The sequence below is a fragment of the Aeromonas sp. QDB31 genome, from assembly GCF_027707605.1.
Classification (GTDB): Bacteria; Pseudomonadota; Gammaproteobacteria; order Enterobacterales; family Aeromonadaceae; genus Aeromonas; species Aeromonas media.
This window is the reverse complement of the sequence record NZ_JAPCIX010000018.1, coordinates 1-17488: the sequence shown is the minus strand read 5'-3', so window position 1 is coordinate 17488 and position 17488 is coordinate 1. Positions and strand designations below refer to the sequence as shown.

13 protein-coding genes and 1 tRNA gene are annotated in these 17488 nt (G+C 63.2%); 9 read left to right on the top strand and 5 right to left on the bottom strand.

The window, feature by feature from the left end:
- Nucleotides 1-105: 105 nt before the first annotated feature.
- Nucleotides 106-2016 (bottom strand): methyl-accepting chemotaxis protein, encoded by a 1911-nt coding sequence (locus PG898_RS16095; RefSeq protein WP_042648142.1) that lies wholly within the window; start codon nucleotides 2014-2016, stop codon nucleotides 106-108.
- A 279-nt stretch (nucleotides 2017-2295) separates the two neighbouring features.
- On the opposite strand from PG898_RS16095, the gene PG898_RS16090 reads away from it, so the two are divergent.
- From PG898_RS16090 to PG898_RS16080, 3 genes are all read left to right on the top strand, one after another.
- On the top strand, nucleotides 2296-4593 hold the full coding sequence (locus PG898_RS16090) for a patatin-like phospholipase family protein (protein WP_161507557.1): 2298 nt from the start codon (nucleotides 2296-2298) through the stop codon (nucleotides 4591-4593).
- Nucleotides 4594-4821: 228 nt separating this feature from the next.
- The gene (acnB, locus tag PG898_RS16085; RefSeq protein ID WP_042648144.1) at nucleotides 4822-7419 is read left to right on the top strand and encodes a bifunctional aconitate hydratase 2/2-methylisocitrate dehydratase; all 2598 of its coding nucleotides are present in this window, start codon (nucleotides 4822-4824) and stop codon (nucleotides 7417-7419) included.
- Nucleotides 7420-7662: 243 nt separating this feature from the next.
- Nucleotides 7663-9237, top strand: a complete 1575-nt coding sequence (locus PG898_RS16080; RefSeq protein WP_270824596.1) for a cyclic diguanylate phosphodiesterase — start codon at nucleotides 7663-7665, stop codon at nucleotides 9235-9237.
- Between the two features lie 6 nt (nucleotides 9238-9243).
- On the opposite strand, the gene PG898_RS16075 is transcribed toward PG898_RS16080, so the two are convergent.
- Nucleotides 9244-10155 (bottom strand): LysR family transcriptional regulator, encoded by a 912-nt coding sequence (locus PG898_RS16075; protein ID WP_161507555.1) that lies wholly within the window; start codon nucleotides 10153-10155, stop codon nucleotides 9244-9246.
- A 76-nt stretch (nucleotides 10156-10231) separates the two neighbouring features.
- Between PG898_RS16075 and PG898_RS16070 the strand changes: the two genes are divergently transcribed.
- From PG898_RS16070 to mdtD, 4 genes are all read left to right on the top strand, one after another.
- The gene (locus tag PG898_RS16070; protein ID WP_161507554.1) at nucleotides 10232-10849 is read left to right on the top strand and encodes a LysE family transporter; all 618 of its coding nucleotides are present in this window, start codon (nucleotides 10232-10234) and stop codon (nucleotides 10847-10849) included.
- Between the two features lie 115 nt (nucleotides 10850-10964).
- Nucleotides 10965-12371 (top strand): D-arabinono-1,4-lactone oxidase, encoded by a 1407-nt coding sequence (locus PG898_RS16065; protein ID WP_270824595.1) that lies wholly within the window; start codon nucleotides 10965-10967, stop codon nucleotides 12369-12371.
- A gap of 71 nt (nucleotides 12372-12442) precedes the next feature.
- The gene (locus PG898_RS16060) at nucleotides 12443-13570 is read left to right on the top strand and encodes a CobW family GTP-binding protein (protein WP_270824594.1); all 1128 of its coding nucleotides are present in this window, start codon (nucleotides 12443-12445) and stop codon (nucleotides 13568-13570) included.
- A 74-nt stretch (nucleotides 13571-13644) separates the two neighbouring features.
- Nucleotides 13645-15042, top strand: coding sequence for a multidrug transporter subunit MdtD (gene mdtD / locus PG898_RS16055; RefSeq protein ID WP_270824593.1), 1398 nt, complete (start codon nucleotides 13645-13647; stop codon nucleotides 15040-15042).
- A gap of 16 nt (nucleotides 15043-15058) precedes the next feature.
- Here mdtD and PG898_RS16050 read toward each other — a convergent pair whose 3' ends face one another.
- The 3 genes from PG898_RS16050 to folB all read right to left on the bottom strand — a co-directional run bounded on the left by PG898_RS16050 (nucleotide 15059) and on the right by folB (nucleotide 16530).
- A complete protein-coding gene (locus PG898_RS16050; RefSeq protein WP_041206799.1) occupies nucleotides 15059-15544 on the bottom strand; it encodes a YbaK/EbsC family protein in 486 nt (161 codons plus the stop codon).
- A 105-nt stretch (nucleotides 15545-15649) separates the two neighbouring features.
- A complete protein-coding gene (folK, locus tag PG898_RS16045) occupies nucleotides 15650-16159 on the bottom strand; it encodes a 2-amino-4-hydroxy-6-hydroxymethyldihydropteridine diphosphokinase (RefSeq protein WP_043128600.1) in 510 nt (169 codons plus the stop codon).
- Nucleotides 16159-16530 carry a dihydroneopterin aldolase gene (gene folB / locus PG898_RS16040; RefSeq protein ID WP_042648152.1) on the bottom strand — a complete coding sequence of 124 codons (372 nt, stop codon included), beginning with the start codon at nucleotides 16528-16530 and terminating at the stop codon, nucleotides 16159-16161. Before folB ends, folK begins: the two co-directional genes overlap by 1 nt.
- A gap of 171 nt (nucleotides 16531-16701) precedes the next feature.
- On the opposite strand from folB, the gene plsY reads away from it, so the two are divergent.
- Both plsY and PG898_RS16030 read left to right on the top strand, forming a co-directional pair.
- Nucleotides 16702-17364, top strand: a complete 663-nt coding sequence (gene plsY, locus PG898_RS16035; protein ID WP_041204917.1) for a glycerol-3-phosphate 1-O-acyltransferase PlsY — start codon at nucleotides 16702-16704, stop codon at nucleotides 17362-17364.
- Nucleotides 17365-17411: 47 nt separating this feature from the next.
- Nucleotides 17412-17487 (top strand) — tRNA-Phe (locus PG898_RS16030).
- Nucleotide 17488: the final 1 nt, after the last annotated feature.

The window sequence follows — 17488 nt, the reverse complement described above, 5'->3', positions numbered from 1 at the left end:
GGCCGAGATCCTGAGTCGAGTTGGCGCCGCTGCGTCATGGCTTGCCGTTGTCGAAGAACAGGGAGCGCGGCTGCGCTCCCTGAGTGAGTGGGAGGGCTAAAAGGCTCAGAGCCGGAAGTTGCCGACCAGCTTGTCGAGCTCGCCGGAGAGCTGCTGCAGACTGCGGCTGGACTCGGTCAGCTGGTGGGCGATGTCGGCGGTCTCCATGGTGAGCTGGTTGATGTCCTCTACGTTGCGGTTGATCTCGCCCACCACGCTGGACTGCTCCTCGGTGGCGGTGGCGACCTGGATATTCATGTCGCTGATCTGGGTGATGTGGGCGGTGATCTGGCCGAGCGCCCCGTCGGCCGCATCGGCCTGGGTGACCACTTCCAGGCTCTGGTTGCGGCCCTGGGCCATGGCGCTGACGGCGCGGGCGCTCTGCTCCTGCAGCCGGTTGATCATGCCCTGGATCTCGGCGGTGGAGGCGGCGGAGCGGCTGGCGAGGTTGCGCACCTCGTCGGCCACCACGGCGAAGCCGCGGCCCTGCTCACCGGCGCGGGCGGCCTCGATGGCGGCGTTGAGGGCCAGCAGGTTGGTCTGCTCGGAGATACTGCGGATGGTGTCGAGGATGCTGCCGATGGAGTCGGTCTGGCTGGCCAGGGACTCGATGACCCCGGCGACCTGCTCGATCTCGCCGGAGAGGCCGACGATGCCGTGGCGGGCCTGGGCCACTACCTGAGCCCCCGCATCGGCCTGATCGTTGGCCTGCCTGGCGACGTCGGCGGCCAGGGACGCATTGCCGGCGATCTCGCTGACGGTGGCGCCCATCTCGTGGATGGCGGTGGCGACCTGGACGGTGCGATCCCGCTGGGCGGTGCAGTTGTGCTGGGTCAGCTGGGCCTTGGCGGCCACCTCGTTGGCGGTGGCGGCGAGCTGGCGGGAGTTGCTCGCCACCTGCTCGATGGAACCGTGGATCTTGGCGACGAAGTTGTTGAAGCCGGTGGCGACCTGGCTCAGTTCGTCCCGTCCTTCCACCTTGAGGCGTTGGGTCAGATCCCCGTCACCACTGCCCAGTTCCCGGAACAGGCGAGCCAGTTCGTTGAGGGGGCGACTGACGGAGCCGGCCAGCAGCACGCTGAGCAGCCCCATGCCTACGGCGATGAGCAGGCTCACCAGCACTATGTGCAGCCGCGCCTTGTCCAGTTCGGCATAGATCTCGGCCTCCGGCACCTGGGCCACCAGATACCAGTCGAGCAGGGGAATATAGCTGGTGGCGAGTACCACCGGCTGGCCATCGATCTCGGCATGAGTGGCGGCGAACGCTTGCTTGGTCATCAGCGCGCCTGCGCCCGGGCCAGCCAGTTGACCCAGGCTGTCTCTGTCGATGCGGGCGGCGTCCGGGTGTAGCTTCACCTTGCCGCTGCCATCGGTCATGAAGACGAAGCCGCTGTCGCCGATGCGAAAGTTGGCGAGCATGCTGACCATGCTGTCGAGAGACTTGGCGAGGCCGGCCAGGCCGCGCCCGTCTAGCTGCTGGAAGTTGACGAACAGCTTCACCTCGCCATTGCTCTCGCGAAAGATGCTGAGCATCAGGTCCTGGCCGCTCTTGGTGTAGTCGTAGAACCAGTTGTCCTGTTCATGGTTCAGGATGCGCAGGAAGCCGTCCTGGTTGTAGTAGGCGGCACTCTGGCGATCGGCGAAGGAGGCGGTGACCAGGCCATACTGGCTGGTCATGTCCTTGAGCTGATCGATGAGGATGGATTCCTGTTCCTTGGGCATGCCGCGGGCCACCCAGTCCAGCACGAAGCGGTCATTGGCCAGTTGCCTGGCGGCGCTTGCGACCGAGGTGAGGTCTTTCTCGATCTCCTTGCCGATGCGCTGGGTGAGGTTGGGCAGCTCCTGTTCGAACATGCGGGTCTCGATCAGCTGTTGGGCCGAGCGCTGGCTGAAATAGCCCACCAGCAGACAGGAGAGAGCCACGGCGAGGATGACGGTGGCCAGAATTTTCTGTTTGAGTGTCAGGCTTGCGAACATAAGGGTGACTCGGGAGTGTGGGCCTAAGGTTGAGTACATATTAACGGCTGACCGAGCGGGCTCTTGAGGTGGTGGTGGCGTTTATTGCCGATTAACGTTTGCGCTCACATCAGGCCGGGACTGGATTGACACTATTCCTCCCTGGCTCTGCAGTGCAACCACGGGACGATGACATCTCGCCAGCGCGGCCGGTTGCAGTTAAAGTTCTTCAACTCATAGCTGGCGGCACTCACGTCGGCGGACAGCTCACTCGACTCGCACGGATCAATGGACACTCATATGCGCATCTTTCATTGGGGATGGACCCAACTGCTAATGCTTCTGATGGCGACCCTGCCATGGACGGGGGCGGCCCAGGCCAGCGATGCCGCTCAGGTGCAAGGCGGTGGCACCAAGGCGGATCGGCCCAGGATAGCCCTGGTGTTGAGCGGCGGCGGCGCCAAGGGGGCGGCCCACATCGGGGTGCTCAAGGTGCTGGAAGAGAAGCGCATCCCGGTCGACATCGTGGTGGGCACCAGCATGGGTTCCTACGTGGCGGGCATGTACGCCATGGGGCTCAGTGCCGAGGAGGTGGAGCGGATGACCCTCGCCATCGACTGGAACAAGGGTTATCAGGACAAGGTCGGTCGTGACGAGCTCTCCCTGCGCAAGAAGCAGCAGAGCGAGAAGTACCAGCTGCGCACCGACATCGGGGTCAACGGTGACCAGACCCAGCTGCCGGACGGCTTCTTCCAGGGCCAATCCATGGCCAGCCTGTTGCGCCATGCCACCTCCAACCTGCCGGCGCAGAAGAGCTTCGACGATCTGCCCATTCCCTACCGCGCCATGGCCACCGACATGGAGACGGTGACCCCCTTCGTGCTCGACCATGGCAGCCTGGCCAAGGCCATGCAGGCCTCCATGTCCATCCCCGGCGCCCTCAAGCCCGTGGAGTGGGAGGGGCACATCCTGGCCGACGGCGGCACAGTCAACAACATGCCGGTTGACGTGGCCAAGGCCATGGGGGCCGATGTGGTGATCGCGGTGGACATCGGCGCCAAGCTGCGCACCCGGGAGTCGCTCAAATCCGGGCTGGCCATGATCGACCAGCTCACCACCTACATGACCCAGGTCGGCACCGAGAAGCAGAAGGCGCTGCTGGGGCCCAAGGATGTGCTGCTCAGCCCTGAGTTCGGAGACATGGGGATCGCCGATTTTGCCCGGATGCCGGAGGGGATCAAGCAGGGGGAGGCGGTGGCCAATCGCGCCGCTGCCCAGCTCGATGCCCTGTCACTCTCCCCCGACGCTTACGCGGATTACCGCAACAAGAAGCTGAGTCGCCGCGCCGAGCGTAGCGGTCAACCGGCCTACTACATCGACAAGGTGGAGATCCTCAACAAGTCGCGCCTCTCCGACGAGACGGTGCGGGCCATGCTCAAGGTGCGCCCGGATAAGGTGCAGACCTATGAGAGCCTGGAGGCCGGCATTCGCCGACTCTACGCCCTGGAGTCGTTCGACCGCATTACCTACGAGGTGGTGGAGCGGGACGGCGAGAACGTGCTGGTGGTGGATGCCAGCGAGAAGAACTGGGGACCTGGCTATCTCAACTTCCAGCTCGGCTTCTCCGATGACTTCGAGAGCAGCTCCAACTACAACGTCGGCATGTCCTATACCCTGACCAACGTCAACGACTGGGGCGCCGAGTGGCTGACCGAGGCGTCGCTCGGCACGGCCAAGCACCTCAAGACCGACTTCTATACGCCACTCGAGCCCTCTCAGACTTTCTATGGCGAGGCGAGCCTGGCCTATGACAAGACCGAGCGCCGGGTCTTCTTCCCGGAGGAAGATGTGCAGCTGTCCGGAGTCCGTTACCTGGACTCGGAGTACAGCTTCACCAGCGTGGATCTCGCCGTCGGTTGGAATCGGCAGCCCTGGAGCAGGGTGTCCCTGGGGTTGGAAGGCCAGGTGGGCAGCGTCGATGTCCAGAACCTGTCCGACGCGAGTGCGGATGCCACCGCCTGGGGGCCCTATATTCGCTTCGAGCACGACACCCTCGACAGCCGCTACTTCCCCTACGAGGGAATCTACTGGGACATCAAGGGAGGCTACTCCCATATCAAGATTGAGCCGACCGGCGAGCCGACGGAGAACACCGAGGGGCTCAATTACCACCTGGCGATGATCAAGCCCTGGTCATGGGGACGGCACAGCCTCAACCTGATGCTGGAAGGGGGCGGCTCTTCCTCGGAGGAAGAGGTGCCGCTGTTCGTGCAGGATCTCGGCGGCCTGTTCCGGCTATCCGGCTTCCAGCACTACCAGTTGAGCGGCCGCTACAGTCTGTTCAGCGGTCTGCGCTACATCTACCGGGTGGCGGACAACGACTTCGGTGCCATCAAGGCACCCTTGTTCCTCGGGGGATCTCTCGAACAGGGCGGAGTCTGGGACAAGGGAGCCGACATCAGCCTGGAGTCCTCCTACACTGCCGGCTCCGTCTATGTGGGGGTGGAGAGCTTCCTCGGCCCCATCTTCCTCGGCTATGGCGTGGCGGAGGGGGGGCATGACATGTTCTATCTGCAATTGGGCACTACGTTCCAATAAGGGTGAAATGCTGACTTTTTGTTAACTTGTCTGTGTTGTGTGTCTTGTCAGTTTAAAAAAATCTAACTGGCTTATATGGTTATGCTGCTTTGATGAATAACTGCACAGGGTTTGGATTTTAATTAGTCGTTAAAACTTATATAGTGGGGGGCACCCTACGGGTGTCCCGCAAGGACGATCGCCGCGAGCTTGGGCGAACCCCAAAAAAAGACCAAAGAGGAATTAGTCGTGCTTGAAACATACCGTAAACACGTCGCAGAACGTGCCGCCGAGGGCGTGGTTGCCAAACCTCTGGATGCAGAGCAGGTCGCCGCCCTGGTTGAACTGCTCAAGAACCCCCCCGCCGGTGAACATGATTTTCTGAAAGAACTGTTGTCCTCCCGCATTCCCCCGGGTGTTGATGAAGCGGCCTATGTCAAAGCCGGCTTCCTCACCGCCGTCGCCAAGGGCGAGGCTCACTCTCCCATCCTGACTGCGGCCGAAGCGGTCGAGCTGCTCGGCACCATGCAGGGTGGTTACAACATCCAGCCGCTGATCGATCTGCTGGACGACGCCGAGCTGGCTCCTCTTGCTGCCAAGGGCCTCTCCCACACCCTGCTGATGTTTGACTCCTTCCACGACGTGGAAGAGAAGGCGAAGGCGGGCAATGCCCACGCCCAGCAGGTGCTGCAATCCTGGGCCGATGCCGAGTGGTTCCTGAACCGCCCCGCCCTGGCCGAGAAGATCACCGTCACCGTGTTCAAGGTGACCGGTGAGACCAACACCGACGATCTGTCCCCTGCACCGGATGCCTGGTCCCGTCCCGATATCCCGCTCCATGCCCTGGCGATGTTGAAGAACGCCCGTCCCGGCATCACCCCGGACAAGGACGGCGTCATCGGCCCCGTCAAGGCCATCGAAGAGCTCAAGCAGACCGGTTTCCCGCTGGCGTACGTCGGTGACGTGGTCGGTACCGGCTCCTCCCGCAAATCTGCCACCAACTCGGTGCTCTGGTTCATGGGCGACGACATTCCGTTCGTGCCGAACAAGCGCGCCGGCGGCGTCTGCCTCGGCGGCAAGATTGCCCCCATCTTCTTCAACACCATGGAAGATGCCGGCGCCCTGCCCATCGAAGTGGACGTCTCCAAACTGGAGATGGGCGATGTCATCGACATCTTCCCCTATGAGGGCAAGATCACCCGTCACGGCACCGACGAGGTGCTGGCCCGCTTTGAACTGAAAACCGAGGTGCTGATCGACGAAGTGCGCGCCGGTGGCCGTATTCCGCTGATCATCGGCCGCGGCCTGACCGACAAGGCCCGCGAGGCCCTGGGCCTGCCGTTCTCTACCGTGTTCCGTCGCCCGCAACCGGTGGCCGACACCGGCAAGGGTTACACCCTGGCCCAGAAGATGGTGGGCAAGGCGTGCGGCGTGCAGGGCATTCGCCCCGGCACCTACTGCGAGCCTCGCATGACCACGGTCGGCTCCCAGGACACCACTGGCCCCATGACCCGCGACGAGCTCAAAGATCTGGCTTGCCTCGGTTTCTCCGCCGATCTGACCATGCAGTCCTTCTGCCACACCGCGGCCTATCCCAAGCCCATCGACGTGCAGACCCACCACACCCTGCCGGACTTCATCATGAACCGCGGCGGTGTGAGCCTGCGTCCGGGTGACGGTGTCATCCACTCCTGGCTGAACCGCATGCTGTTGCCGGATACCGTGGGTACCGGTGGTGACTCCCACACCCGCTTCCCCATCGGGATCTCTTTCCCGGCGGGCTCCGGTCTGGTGGCCTTTGCCGCCGCCACCGGCGTGATGCCGCTGGACATGCCGGAATCCGTGCTGGTGCGCTTCAAGGGCGAGCTGCAGCCGGGCATCACCCTGCGTGACCTGGTTCATGCCATCCCCTACGCCGCCATCCAGAAGGGGCTGCTGACCGTCGAGAAGGCAGGCAAGAAGAACATCTTCTCCGGCCGCATCCTCGAGATCGAAGGTCTACCGACCCTGAAGGTGGAGCAGGCGTTCGAGCTGGCCGATGCCAGCGCCGAGCGCTCCGCCGCCGGTTGCACCATCAAGCTGGATCAGGCGCCGATCATCGAGTACCTGAAGTCCAACATCGTGATGCTGAAATGGATGCTGTCCGAAGGCTACGGCGACGTGCGCACCATCACCCGTCGTATCAAGGGGATGGAAGAGTGGCTGGCCAACCCGGTGCTGATGGAAGCGGACAAGGATGCCGAGTACGCCGAAATCATCGAGATCGATCTGGCCACCATCAAGGAGCCCATCCTCTGTGCGCCGAACGATCCTGATGACGCTCGCCTGCTGAGCGACGTGGCTGGCAGCCAGATCGATGAGGTATTCATCGGTTCCTGCATGACCAACATCGGCCACTTCCGCGCCGCCGGCAAGCTGCTCGAGAAGTATCAGGGTGAGCTGCCGACCCGTATGTGGATCGCCCCGCCCACCAAGATGGACAAGGATCAGCTGACCGAAGAGGGCTACTACGGCATCTTCGGCCGGGTCGGTGCCCGCATCGAGATCCCGGGCTGCTCCCTGTGCATGGGCAACCAGGCGCGCGTGGCGGAAGGGGCCTCCGTGGTCTCCACCTCCACCCGCAACTTCCCGAACCGTCTGGGCAAGGGCGCCAACGTCTATCTGGCCTCCGCCGAGCTGGCTGCGGTTGCCGCCATCATCGGCAAGATCCCGACCGTGGCGGAGTACCTGCAGTACGCCAAGACCCTGGATGCCACGGCGGCAGATACTTACCGCTACCTCAACTTCAACGAGATCGCTTCTTACACCAAGAAAGCCGATGCGGTGATTTTGCAACAGGCGGTCTAAGGACTGACTGGTTGGACTCTCCACCCGATATAAACAATGCCGCGTCTCTACGCGGCATTTTCCATTTATGGCGGTTGCGCAATAATGGGCAGCCAATCTCCCGCCACTGCGTCGTCGATGCATTTACCAGTGCGCTGCGTTAGGTTGTCTGGCCTGGATGGTCCCATTGTCTTCTGTGTGAAGTGGGCGTTATTTCACTGTGGCGCTTGCCGGGGCAAGCCTGCGAATTGCGGCGTGGTTTCTATGTTTCTGTTCCGGATTGATCTGGCCCGTACGAGATGGCGCCTTGGCTGCACCCTGCTGGTATTGACTCTGCCATTGCTGGCGGGAGGCTGGATGGTACACGGCAGCTACGAGCAGGAGTTGAAGGCGGACGCCAGCGCCTCTGCCCACAAGGCCAAGACCTTGTTGGAGCGCATGTTGGATCAGGCCGAACAGGCCAATCTGGAGGCATTGTCGCTGGTGAACCGCCCCTGCGTCGACAATCTGCTGTTGCTGCGCAAGAGAGTGGCCCTCGAGCCTTTCCTGCGCTCAGTCAACCTGGCGCGCGGTGGTGTGATCCGTTGTTCTTCATTGTTTGGCCCCGTCCATGAAGTGGATGACGGCACTATCTACACCGGAAACAAGCTGCTGCTGATGAACGGCAACAAGGTGCGCCTGGATCATCCGCTGCTGGTGGTGCGCCATGAGCGCGGGCACGATGTGGCGCTGAGCGCCATCGACAGCACCCAGCTCAGCTTCATGCTCGCCATGAGCAGTGATACCAGCGAGCTGTTCCTGCAGGTGGAGTCGGACTGGATCGATGAATCCGGACATCACCAGAACCAGCCCCCCAGGCTGTACAGCAAGATCAGCCTTGAACTCTCCTCTCACCGCTACCCCTTCGCCATCCATGCAGGCTATGCCATGCCGCTCTACTGGCACACCCTGTGGGAGGCTCGTCATCTGGCCCTGCTGTGGCTGGCAGGGACCTCGGTGTTGCTCGCACTGCTGGTATGGTGGGTGCTGGGTCGTCCGGGTTCCCAGACGGATGAGCTGAGGCGCGGGCTGCTGGCGGGGGAGTTTGTCCCCTACCTGCAACCCCTGATGGCCAGCGACGACGGCAGGATGGTAGGAGCGGAGGTGCTGATGCGCTGGCGCCACCCGAGATCTGGCTTGATCCGCCCCGATCTCTTCATCCCCCAGGCGGAAGAGTCTGGGCTGATCGTGCCCATGACCACTCATCTCATGAAGGTCGTGGCCCAGCGTCTGAAGCAGGTGCAAACCCGGCTGCCTGACGCTTTTCACATCAGCTTCAACATCAGCGCCGCCCACTGCCGGGATCTTTCCCTGCTGGCGGAGTGTCGCGCCTTCCTCGCGCACTTTGTGCCGGGGCGGGTGGTGCTGGTGCTGGAACTCACCGAGCGGGAGCTGCTGGTGACCAATCCGCAGACGCTCTCCCTGTTCCGCCAGCTCGACGAGATGGGCGTGCGGCTCTCCATCGATGACTTCGGCACCGGTCACTCCAGCCTTCACTACCTGCAACAGTTCCACGTGGACTATCTCAAGATCGATCGTTCCTTCATCGGTCGCATCGGGACCGAGTCGCTGTCCGAGCATATCGTCGACAACGTCATCGACCTCGGTCGGCGGCTGGGCCTCTCCCTGGTAGCCGAAGGAGTGGAGACGGAGCAACAGGCCGCCTACCTCAGGGGCAAGGGGGTTCAGTATCTGCAGGGGTTCCTGTTCGCCCGCCCCATGCCACTGCGCCAGTTCTGCCGGAAACTGACGACGGCGGAGAGATACACTCCCGCCGTCGAGCGCGCCACCCAGGCTTGATGCAGCTCAGCGCACCAGACCGTGCAACCAGTTCGCCAGGGTCTCGTGGGCGCTGCCGGGTTCGGGCGGCGCGGGGGCGAGCAGATGGTAGCCGGTGCCGTCCTGAATGAAGCCGAGCGGGGCCGCCAACAGGCCGGCCTCGAGGTCATCACACACCTGCCGGTAAGGGCCGATGGCGACGCCAAGGCCCGCCACCGCTGCCTGCAGGCTGAAGTAGAAGTGCTCGAAGGTTTGCCCGGCCCCCTCGTCGCTTGCCGGTTGGCCAGCATGTTGCAGCCACGCCTGCCAGGCGTCCGGGCGCGTCTTGGTGTGCAGGCGGGGGGCTGCATGGTGCAGGGCGAGGCCGGCCTCCTCTTGCGCGAAGAACTGCGCCACCTTGCCCGGCTGGCAGACAGGCCCGGTCAGCTCCTCGAACAGCAGCTGGCTGTGCAGATCCTCGGGCCAGTCGAAGTCATTGCGGCGGATGGCGAGATCGATGCCGCTGCCAAAGCTGAGGGCGCCGCCCCCCGCCATCAGATGGACGTCCAGCTCGGGGTGCAGGGCCTGAAATGCGGGCCAGCGCGGGATTAGCCAGCGCATCAGCAGGGTCGGCTCGCAGGAGAGCACCAGCGACTGGTGGCGGCTTTGCTGGCGCAGCGCCTGGGCCGTCTCCCGGATCTGGCCCAGCCCCTCTCTGACCGCCTGATAGAGCCGGTCGCCCGCCTCGGTCAGGAAGACCCGGCGCTGGCGCCGCTCGAACAAACTGACTCCCAGGTCTTCCTCCAGCAGGCGCACCGCCCGGCTGATGGCGCCATGGGTGAGGTGCAGCTCGTCGGCGGCGCGACCGAAGTGCTCGGTGCGGGCAGCCACCTCGAAGCAGCGCAGGGCCGTCAGGGAGGGAAGCGAGAGGGTTTTATGTGAATTTTTCTCACCGTTCATGTCAGAAATCATCGTTCGTCATGGGGGTTATTTCCAAATAAAATAGCCGATATCCCATGTGATCAGGACTATTTTCATGACCGAACTGTTAGCCGTAGTGGCCATTACCTTCTTTGCCGTCATCAGCCCGGGCCCGGATTTTGCCATGGTGTCGCGCAACAGCCTGCTGCTCTCCCGTCGTACCGGCGTGCTGACGGCGCTCGGCATCGCGGCCGGGGTCTGTGTCCACGTGAGCTACACCCTGCTGGGGGTGGGTCTGTTGATCCAGCAGTCCCTCTGGCTGTTCAACCTCATCAAGCTGGCGGGGGCGGCCTACCTCATCTTCCTCGGCATCAAGATGCTGCGGGCCCAGCCCGAGACCGGGGAGGAGCTGGCCAGTCAGCCAGCCCTCTCCAGCCTGGGGGCGCTGCGTACCGGCTTTCTGACCAATGTGCTCAACCCCAAGACCACCATCTTCATCGTTAGCCTCTTCATGCAGGTGGTGCAGCCGCAGACGCCACTGGCGGTCCAGCTCGGCTACGGCGCCTTCATCGTGCTGGCCCACGCCCTCTGGTTCAGCGCGGTGGCGCTCTTCTTCTCCAGCGCGTCGGTACGGTCCCGCCTGTTGGCGGTGCGCCACTGGATCGATCGGATCTTTGGTGGTCTGCTGGTGGGATTCGGCATGCTGCTGGCGCTGACCCAGCCCTCGCGCTGAGGGGGAGGGGGCTGGCTCCCTTATCCACCCTCGACTGTAGGGGCTTGTTTTTCATGCCTTGGCGCTCGCTTTTCGGTAGAATTGCCGCTCATTTTGAAGTCAGATGAGGCGCGGTATGACGGTCAGGTTCCAGACATTTCACAGCATCAAGGCGATTGGCAATCGGGAGGTGCTGTTCAACTGGTCCAGGACCAATCCCCTCGGCGCTCTGGATCAGGTGTGGCGCCCGAAGAGCCGTGACGAACTGCAGCAACTGCTGCGGGAAAACCCCGAGCGCAAGCTGCGGCTCATCGGCTCCGGCCTCTCCTTCGAACCCATCCACAGCGTCTATGCCGAGGGCAGCCAGGCGCTGCTGGTGGACTTGCACCACCTGCGCGGCCAGTTGGACAAAACCGCCGATACGGTGACCTATCAGGCGGGTACGCCCCTCGATACCGTCTATGGGGATCTCATCGCCATGGATCGCATGCTGCCCGCGTCCCCCGGCGTCATCGGCATCCAGACCCTGGGGGGGGCGCTCAGCACCGGCACTCACGGCCAGGGGCTGCACCAGTCCGCCCTGTGCGATGCGGTGGAGGCGATGACGGTGATGCTGGCCAACGGGGAGATCATTGGCGTGGATCGCACGGATCCACGCTTCGGTGCCTTCGTGATGGGCATGGGCATGCTTGGCGTGCTGCTCGATGTGCGCCTTCGCACAGTGCCAAACCGCATCATGCGCTGCACCAAGTTCACCACCGACTATCCCTTCCTGCTGGAACACAACGAGCGGCTGAACCGCGAGCACGGCTTCGTGAAGAGCTGGTGGTTCGCCTGGACCGGCGAGAGCCACATCTGGCTGGTGGATCCCGCCTCCGAGGAGGAGGTGGCCCGTTATCGGGCGGGTGGCAGCGAGCCGCTGCTGCTGGAGGGAGACGTTGACAGCGCCATGAGCGCCGCACTCAATGACACCATAGACGCCACCCTGCAGAAGATGGCGCTGGACACCAAGGACGAGGGGCGTTGCGGTGAGCATTTCGAGACGGTGCGCCGCTTCAAGGATGCCTCTGATTTGGTGGGCAACGTCTACCAGATCCTCTGCAAGGGGATACCGGCGCCCCAGATCAACTGCGAGGTAGCCGTGCCCCTCGAGCGCATGCAGGAGGCGCTGGCGATCCTGCAGCACTGGCAGGAGCGCAACCCGGGGGCGCTGCACTACCCCTTTATCCTGCGCTGCACCGGCCCCTCCGAGGCCTGGCTCAGCGCCGCCTATGGCAAGTCGGTTTGCTGGATAGGGTTCCTGGTCTATCTGGCGGCGGACGGCACCTTCGTGGGGGGCTCCATGGAGCAGATGCGCGAGCTGCAACAACTGCTGGTGCCGCTCGGCGGTACGCCGCATTTTGGCAAGCACCTGGCGATGGATCTCTATGACTTCCCGGCCCTGCTGCCGCGCTGGCACGACTTCCTGGCCCTCAAGGCCGAGCTCGACCCCCTCGGCCGCTTCGAGAATCGCTGGCTCGGCGAGCTGTTTGCCAACCGGTAAGGATTGAACATGACCGACATGCAAGACACCCGCGTACTCATCACCCTGCCGCTCAGAAGGGAGTCATCGAGATGACAGATATGCAAGACACCCGAATCCCCGTGACCCTGCTGACCGGCTTTCTCGGCAGCGGCAAGACCACCTTGCTCAATTACTGGGTCAAGCAGCCGGAGCTCGGCGAGTGCGCGGTGCTGATCAACGAGTTCGGCTCGGTGGGGCTGGATCATCACCTGGTACAACAGGTGGATGAGCAGGTGGTGTTGCTCGATTCCGGCTGCATCTGCTGCTCGGTGCAGGGCTCCCTGGTGGAGGCGCTGCAGGGGCTGTTTATGAAGGCTATCCAACGGAAAATTAAGCCTTTCAAACGACTCATCATAGAGACCACCGGTCTGGCGGATCCGGCTCCCGTGCTCTTTACCCTGCGCGAAGAGGGCTTTATCGCCCAGCGCTACCGCTTCGATGGCACCGTCACAGTAGTGGATGCCGGTCATATCGAGCAGCAGCTCGGCCAGCAATACGAGGCGGTCAAGCAGGTGGCGCTGGCGGATCTGCTGGTGGTGAGCAAGGGGGATCTGGTGGACGGCGAGCAGCTGGCTCGGGTCGAAAGCCAGCTGGCGGCCCTCAACCCGGCGGCCCCCATCCAGCAGGTAACCAATGGCGAGCTGTCGCCAGCGGTGCTGGATAAGCTTGGCGCCTACAACGAGGCGGCGGGGCGTGACATGCGCCAGCTGCTGGCCTGGCTGCGCACAGAAGCCCCCAAGCAGGGGCTGGCCTCGCCGATGCAGCCAAAGATGAAGCCGTTCGCTGCCAAGGTGGGTACCGCTGCGCCGACCCATTTCGAGCATGGCAACATCGAGAGCTTCTCCCTGCGCATCGGCGAGCCGCTCAAGCCGTCCCGCCTGCTGGCTGCCATCGATGCGGTGCAGGGGCGGTATGGCGACGCCCTGCTGCGGCTCAAGGGGATTTTGCAGCTGGAGGGAGAGAGCCAGCCGGTGGTGATCCACGGCGTCCACGGCCAGCTCTATCCGTTGCAGGCGCTGGGGGAGTGGCCGGAGGGCAAAGCCCAGTCCAGGCTGGTGTTCATCGTGAAGAGTCAGGACAAGGCGGGCATAGAGCGACTCTTCATGGAGACTCTCAAGGCCCCGGAGCCCAGCCTGGAAGAGCAACTCAGGGCCATGCTCGGCCAGCCGGATGCCTGATATGCTGATCTGACCCGCCCAGTCTGCAAACCTGAGTGCGGGTCTTTTTCTATCTGAAGAAGAGGTGACAGCTCATGCCTGAAAGCGCACAGATGGTGACCCCTGCCCAACGCAAATGGCTGCCCTGGTTGACTGCGGTCGGTTTCTTCATGCAGACGCTGGATGGCACCATCCTCAACACCGCCTTGCCCAACATGGCCGAGACCCTGGGGGAGAGCCCGCTGCAGATGCAGTCGGTGGTGATCGCCTACATGCTGACAGTGGCCCTGCTCATTCCCGCTTCCGGCTGGCTGGCGGACCGATTCGGCACTCGCCGCATCTATCTGGCCGCCATCCTGCTGTTTACCCTGGGGTCGCTCGCCTGTGCGGCCGCGAACACCCTGCCGATGCTGGTGGCTGCCCGGGTGCTGCAAGGGGTGGGCGGCGCCCTGCTGATGCCCATAGGACGCCTTGCCGTGCTGCGGGTCTACAGCAAGCACGAACTGCTGCGGGTGATGTCCTTCGTCACCATTCCCGGCCTGGTGGGGCCGCTGATCGGCCCGGCCCTGGGGGGCTGGCTGGTGGAAGTGGCGAGCTGGCACTGGGTGTTTCTCATCAATCTGCCGGTGGGAATACTCGGCTTTATCGCGAGCTGGTACTTCATGCCGGACTTGCGGCAAGGCACGGCCACGTTCGACTGGCAGGGATTTGTGATGTTCAGCGCCGGCATGGTGCTGGTGTCGGTGGGTTTGCAGGGGCTGGGGGAGCACAGCATCTCCACCGGCTGGGCGCTGTTTGCCCTGCTGTTCGGTCTGGCCGCCATGGCCAGCTACTGGCTCTATGCCGCCAATGCCGAGGAGCCGCTGTTCAGTCTGGCGCTGTTCAAGACCAGCACCTTCGCCATCGGCATCTGGGGCAACCTGTTTGCCCGCCTCGGCAGCGGTGCCATGCCCTTCCTCACCCCGCTGTTTCTGCAACTGGGGCTCGGCTTCTCGCCGAGCAAGGCGGGGATGACCATGATCCCCACCGTGTTGGGGGCCATGCTGACCAAGACGCTGGTGAACAGGTTGATCCCGCGCATCGGCTATCGCCGCATCCTGATCGGCAATACCATGGCACTCGGGGCCATGATCGCCAGCTTCTCCCTCATCGACAACCAGGTGCCCTACGGGGTGTTGCTGGGTTGGCTGGCGGTGTTCGGCGCCATCAACTCGCTGCAGTTCTCCGCCATGAACACGCTTACACTGCAAGACTTGAGCGCCGAGCACGCCAGCAGTGGCAACGGCCTGTTGTCGGTTGTAATGCAGCTCTCCATGAGTCTTGGGGTGGCCATCGCCGCCAGCCTGCTCGGGCTCTTTTCCGCCGGACTGCCGGCCCAGGATAGCGAGCGCTGGCTCGGCGGCTTCCACCTCACTTATCTGTGCATCGGTCTGATGTCCATGCTGGCGGTGCTGATCTTTGCCCAACTGGCGAGGAAGGAGAGCAGGGAGTAAAAGCCAGAGGTAGATGTCAGGCCTGGGCGGGCAGGTAGCTGACCTGGCAGGGCAGACGCGCCAGCAGGCTGGCAAGATGTTCGGTAGCCAGCAGCAAGGTCAGCTCGGGGTGGCCCGGGGTCCAGGTGAAAGCGTGATGGGCCAACAGGGCCGGATCCACCAGCAGCGGGATATCGGCGTGGGGCAGGAAGGGGCAGACGGCCCCCGGCAGGCAGCCGATCTGCGCCTGCATCTCCTCGGCGCTGCAGATGGAGGGCTTGGCACCGAGGATAGCCTTGACCGCCTTGCTGTCGAGCCGCCCCTCCCTGTGGGTCAGCAACAGGGCGAAGCGGCCATCCTTGAACTTGAGAAACAGGGTCTTGCTGAACTCCGCCTGCCAGCCGAGGCGGGCCTTGACCCGCTCGTCGGTGGCGTAATCGAGGATGGGTTCGTGCTCATAGCGCTGGTGGGGCAGCTCGGCCAGCAGCCGGCAATTGAAGTCATGGATAGTGTCGAGTGGCATGGGGGTCTCCTGTGTCAGGGTCATGCTGCCAGCCGCTCCGGCCCGGGCCCAATCATCCTTTCTGATGGCGGATAAGCGACAAGGGCACCGAGGTGCCCTTGTCGATCAGTGCGGCTGCAGTTCGACCGCATCCCAGTGGAAGGGAATGGGGCTGAGCCGCTGGGAGGCCTTGTCGTAGATATGCCACAGCTCGCCCAGGGGGCGGCCATCGACGGGATGGCGCAGGGCGGGGGCCAGCTCCGCCAGCGGCCAGAGCACGAAGGCGTTGGTGAGGATCTCGCCGCGGGGCAGTACCAGGGGTGCCTCGCAGACCAGATCGCCATAGAGCAGCAGATCGAGATCCAGGGTGCGGGGGGCGAACTTCTTGGCATCCGGCTCGCGGCCGTGGGCGAACTCCATGGCACGCAGACGCTGGCACAGGGTCGCCAGCGGCAGGTCAGTGTCGGCGCCGACCACCAGGTTATAGAAGGGGCGGCCATTGAAGCCCACCGCCTCGCTCTCGAATACCCTGGAGACAGCAAGTTGCCCAAACTCCGCCTGCAGGGCGTCGAGTCCGGCTCGGATGTGGTGCTCCCGTTCTATGTTCGACCCCAGGCTGATATAGATGCGGGTCATCAGCTGGCGCTCGCGGCCGGGGTGCGGTGACGCAGGATCTCGACCCCGACCCCGGCGGCATTGGGTACAGCGCCCGGCTTGGTCAGGGTGACCTTGACCCACTGCACCCGCTCGTCGTCCAGCACCAGGGCGGCCACTTGCTCGGCCATGGTTTCGACCAGCTCCACTACCTTGCTCTGGGCGTGATCACAGATCTTGCGGGAGAGGGTGGCGTAATCCAGCGCCAGATTGATATCGTCGGTTGCGGCGGCGGGTCGGTTGTCGAACCCCATCTCGAGATCGAAACAGAGCTTCTGGCGAATGCCCTTCTCCCACTCATATACCCCAATGGTGGTCAAAACCTCGAGTCCGCGAATAAACACCTTGTCCATGACAGTACTTCTTCTTTACTCTTGATGAGCTGTGAAAACAGCGCAGGGATGCAGGCCTGGCAAGCCGATTGCCGCTGGCGGCCGGTTTGGGCGACACGCTTTCGGGCAAGCCCAGACCAGAGAATGTGGCCCACATCATACCCCATTCATATCGTGGTAAAAACGACCAAGATGACGGCCCTGACGATTTTGATGATTATTCTGGCCTATCTGGGCGGCTCGCTGTCCAGTGCCGTGCTGGTTTCCCGCCTCACGGGTCTGCCGGATCCCCGCGACCATGGCTCCCACAACCCGGGGGCGACCAATGTGCTGCGCCTCGGTGGGCGCATGGCGGCACTCATCGTCCTGTTGCTCGACGTGCTCAAGGGCATGGCTCCCGTCTATCTCGCTTGGTATCTGCAGATCAAGCCCGTCTATCTCGGTTTCATCGGTGTCGCCGCCTGTCTGGGTCACATGTATCCCATCTTCTTCCACTTTCGGGGCGGCAAGGGGGTCGCCACGGCGCTCGGCACCATGCTGCCCATCGGCTTTGCCATGGGGGGCGCCGCGATCGCCACCTGGTTGCTGGTGCTGCTGGTGAGCGGCTACTCTTCACTGGCCTCCATCGTTACCGTGCTGCTGACGCCACTCTTTACCTACCTGCTCAAACCGGAATATACCCTGCCGGTCTCCCTGCTCTCCTGCCTCATTCTGGTTCGCCATCACGAGAACATCACCCGCCTGCTCAGGGGCGAGGAATCCCGGCTCTGGGGCCGCCGGGGAGCGGCTTCCCCCACAGAAGTGATAAAAATGAGTGATGCTGCGCAAAAAAGAGACGAACGAGACGAAAAGTGAAATTTCCCGTTGACCACCTGCCCTAAAATCCGTTTAATAGCGCCCACGCCCAGATAGCTCAGTCGGTAGAGCAGGGGATTGAAAATCCCCGTGTCGGCGGTTCGATTCCGTCTCTGGGCACCAA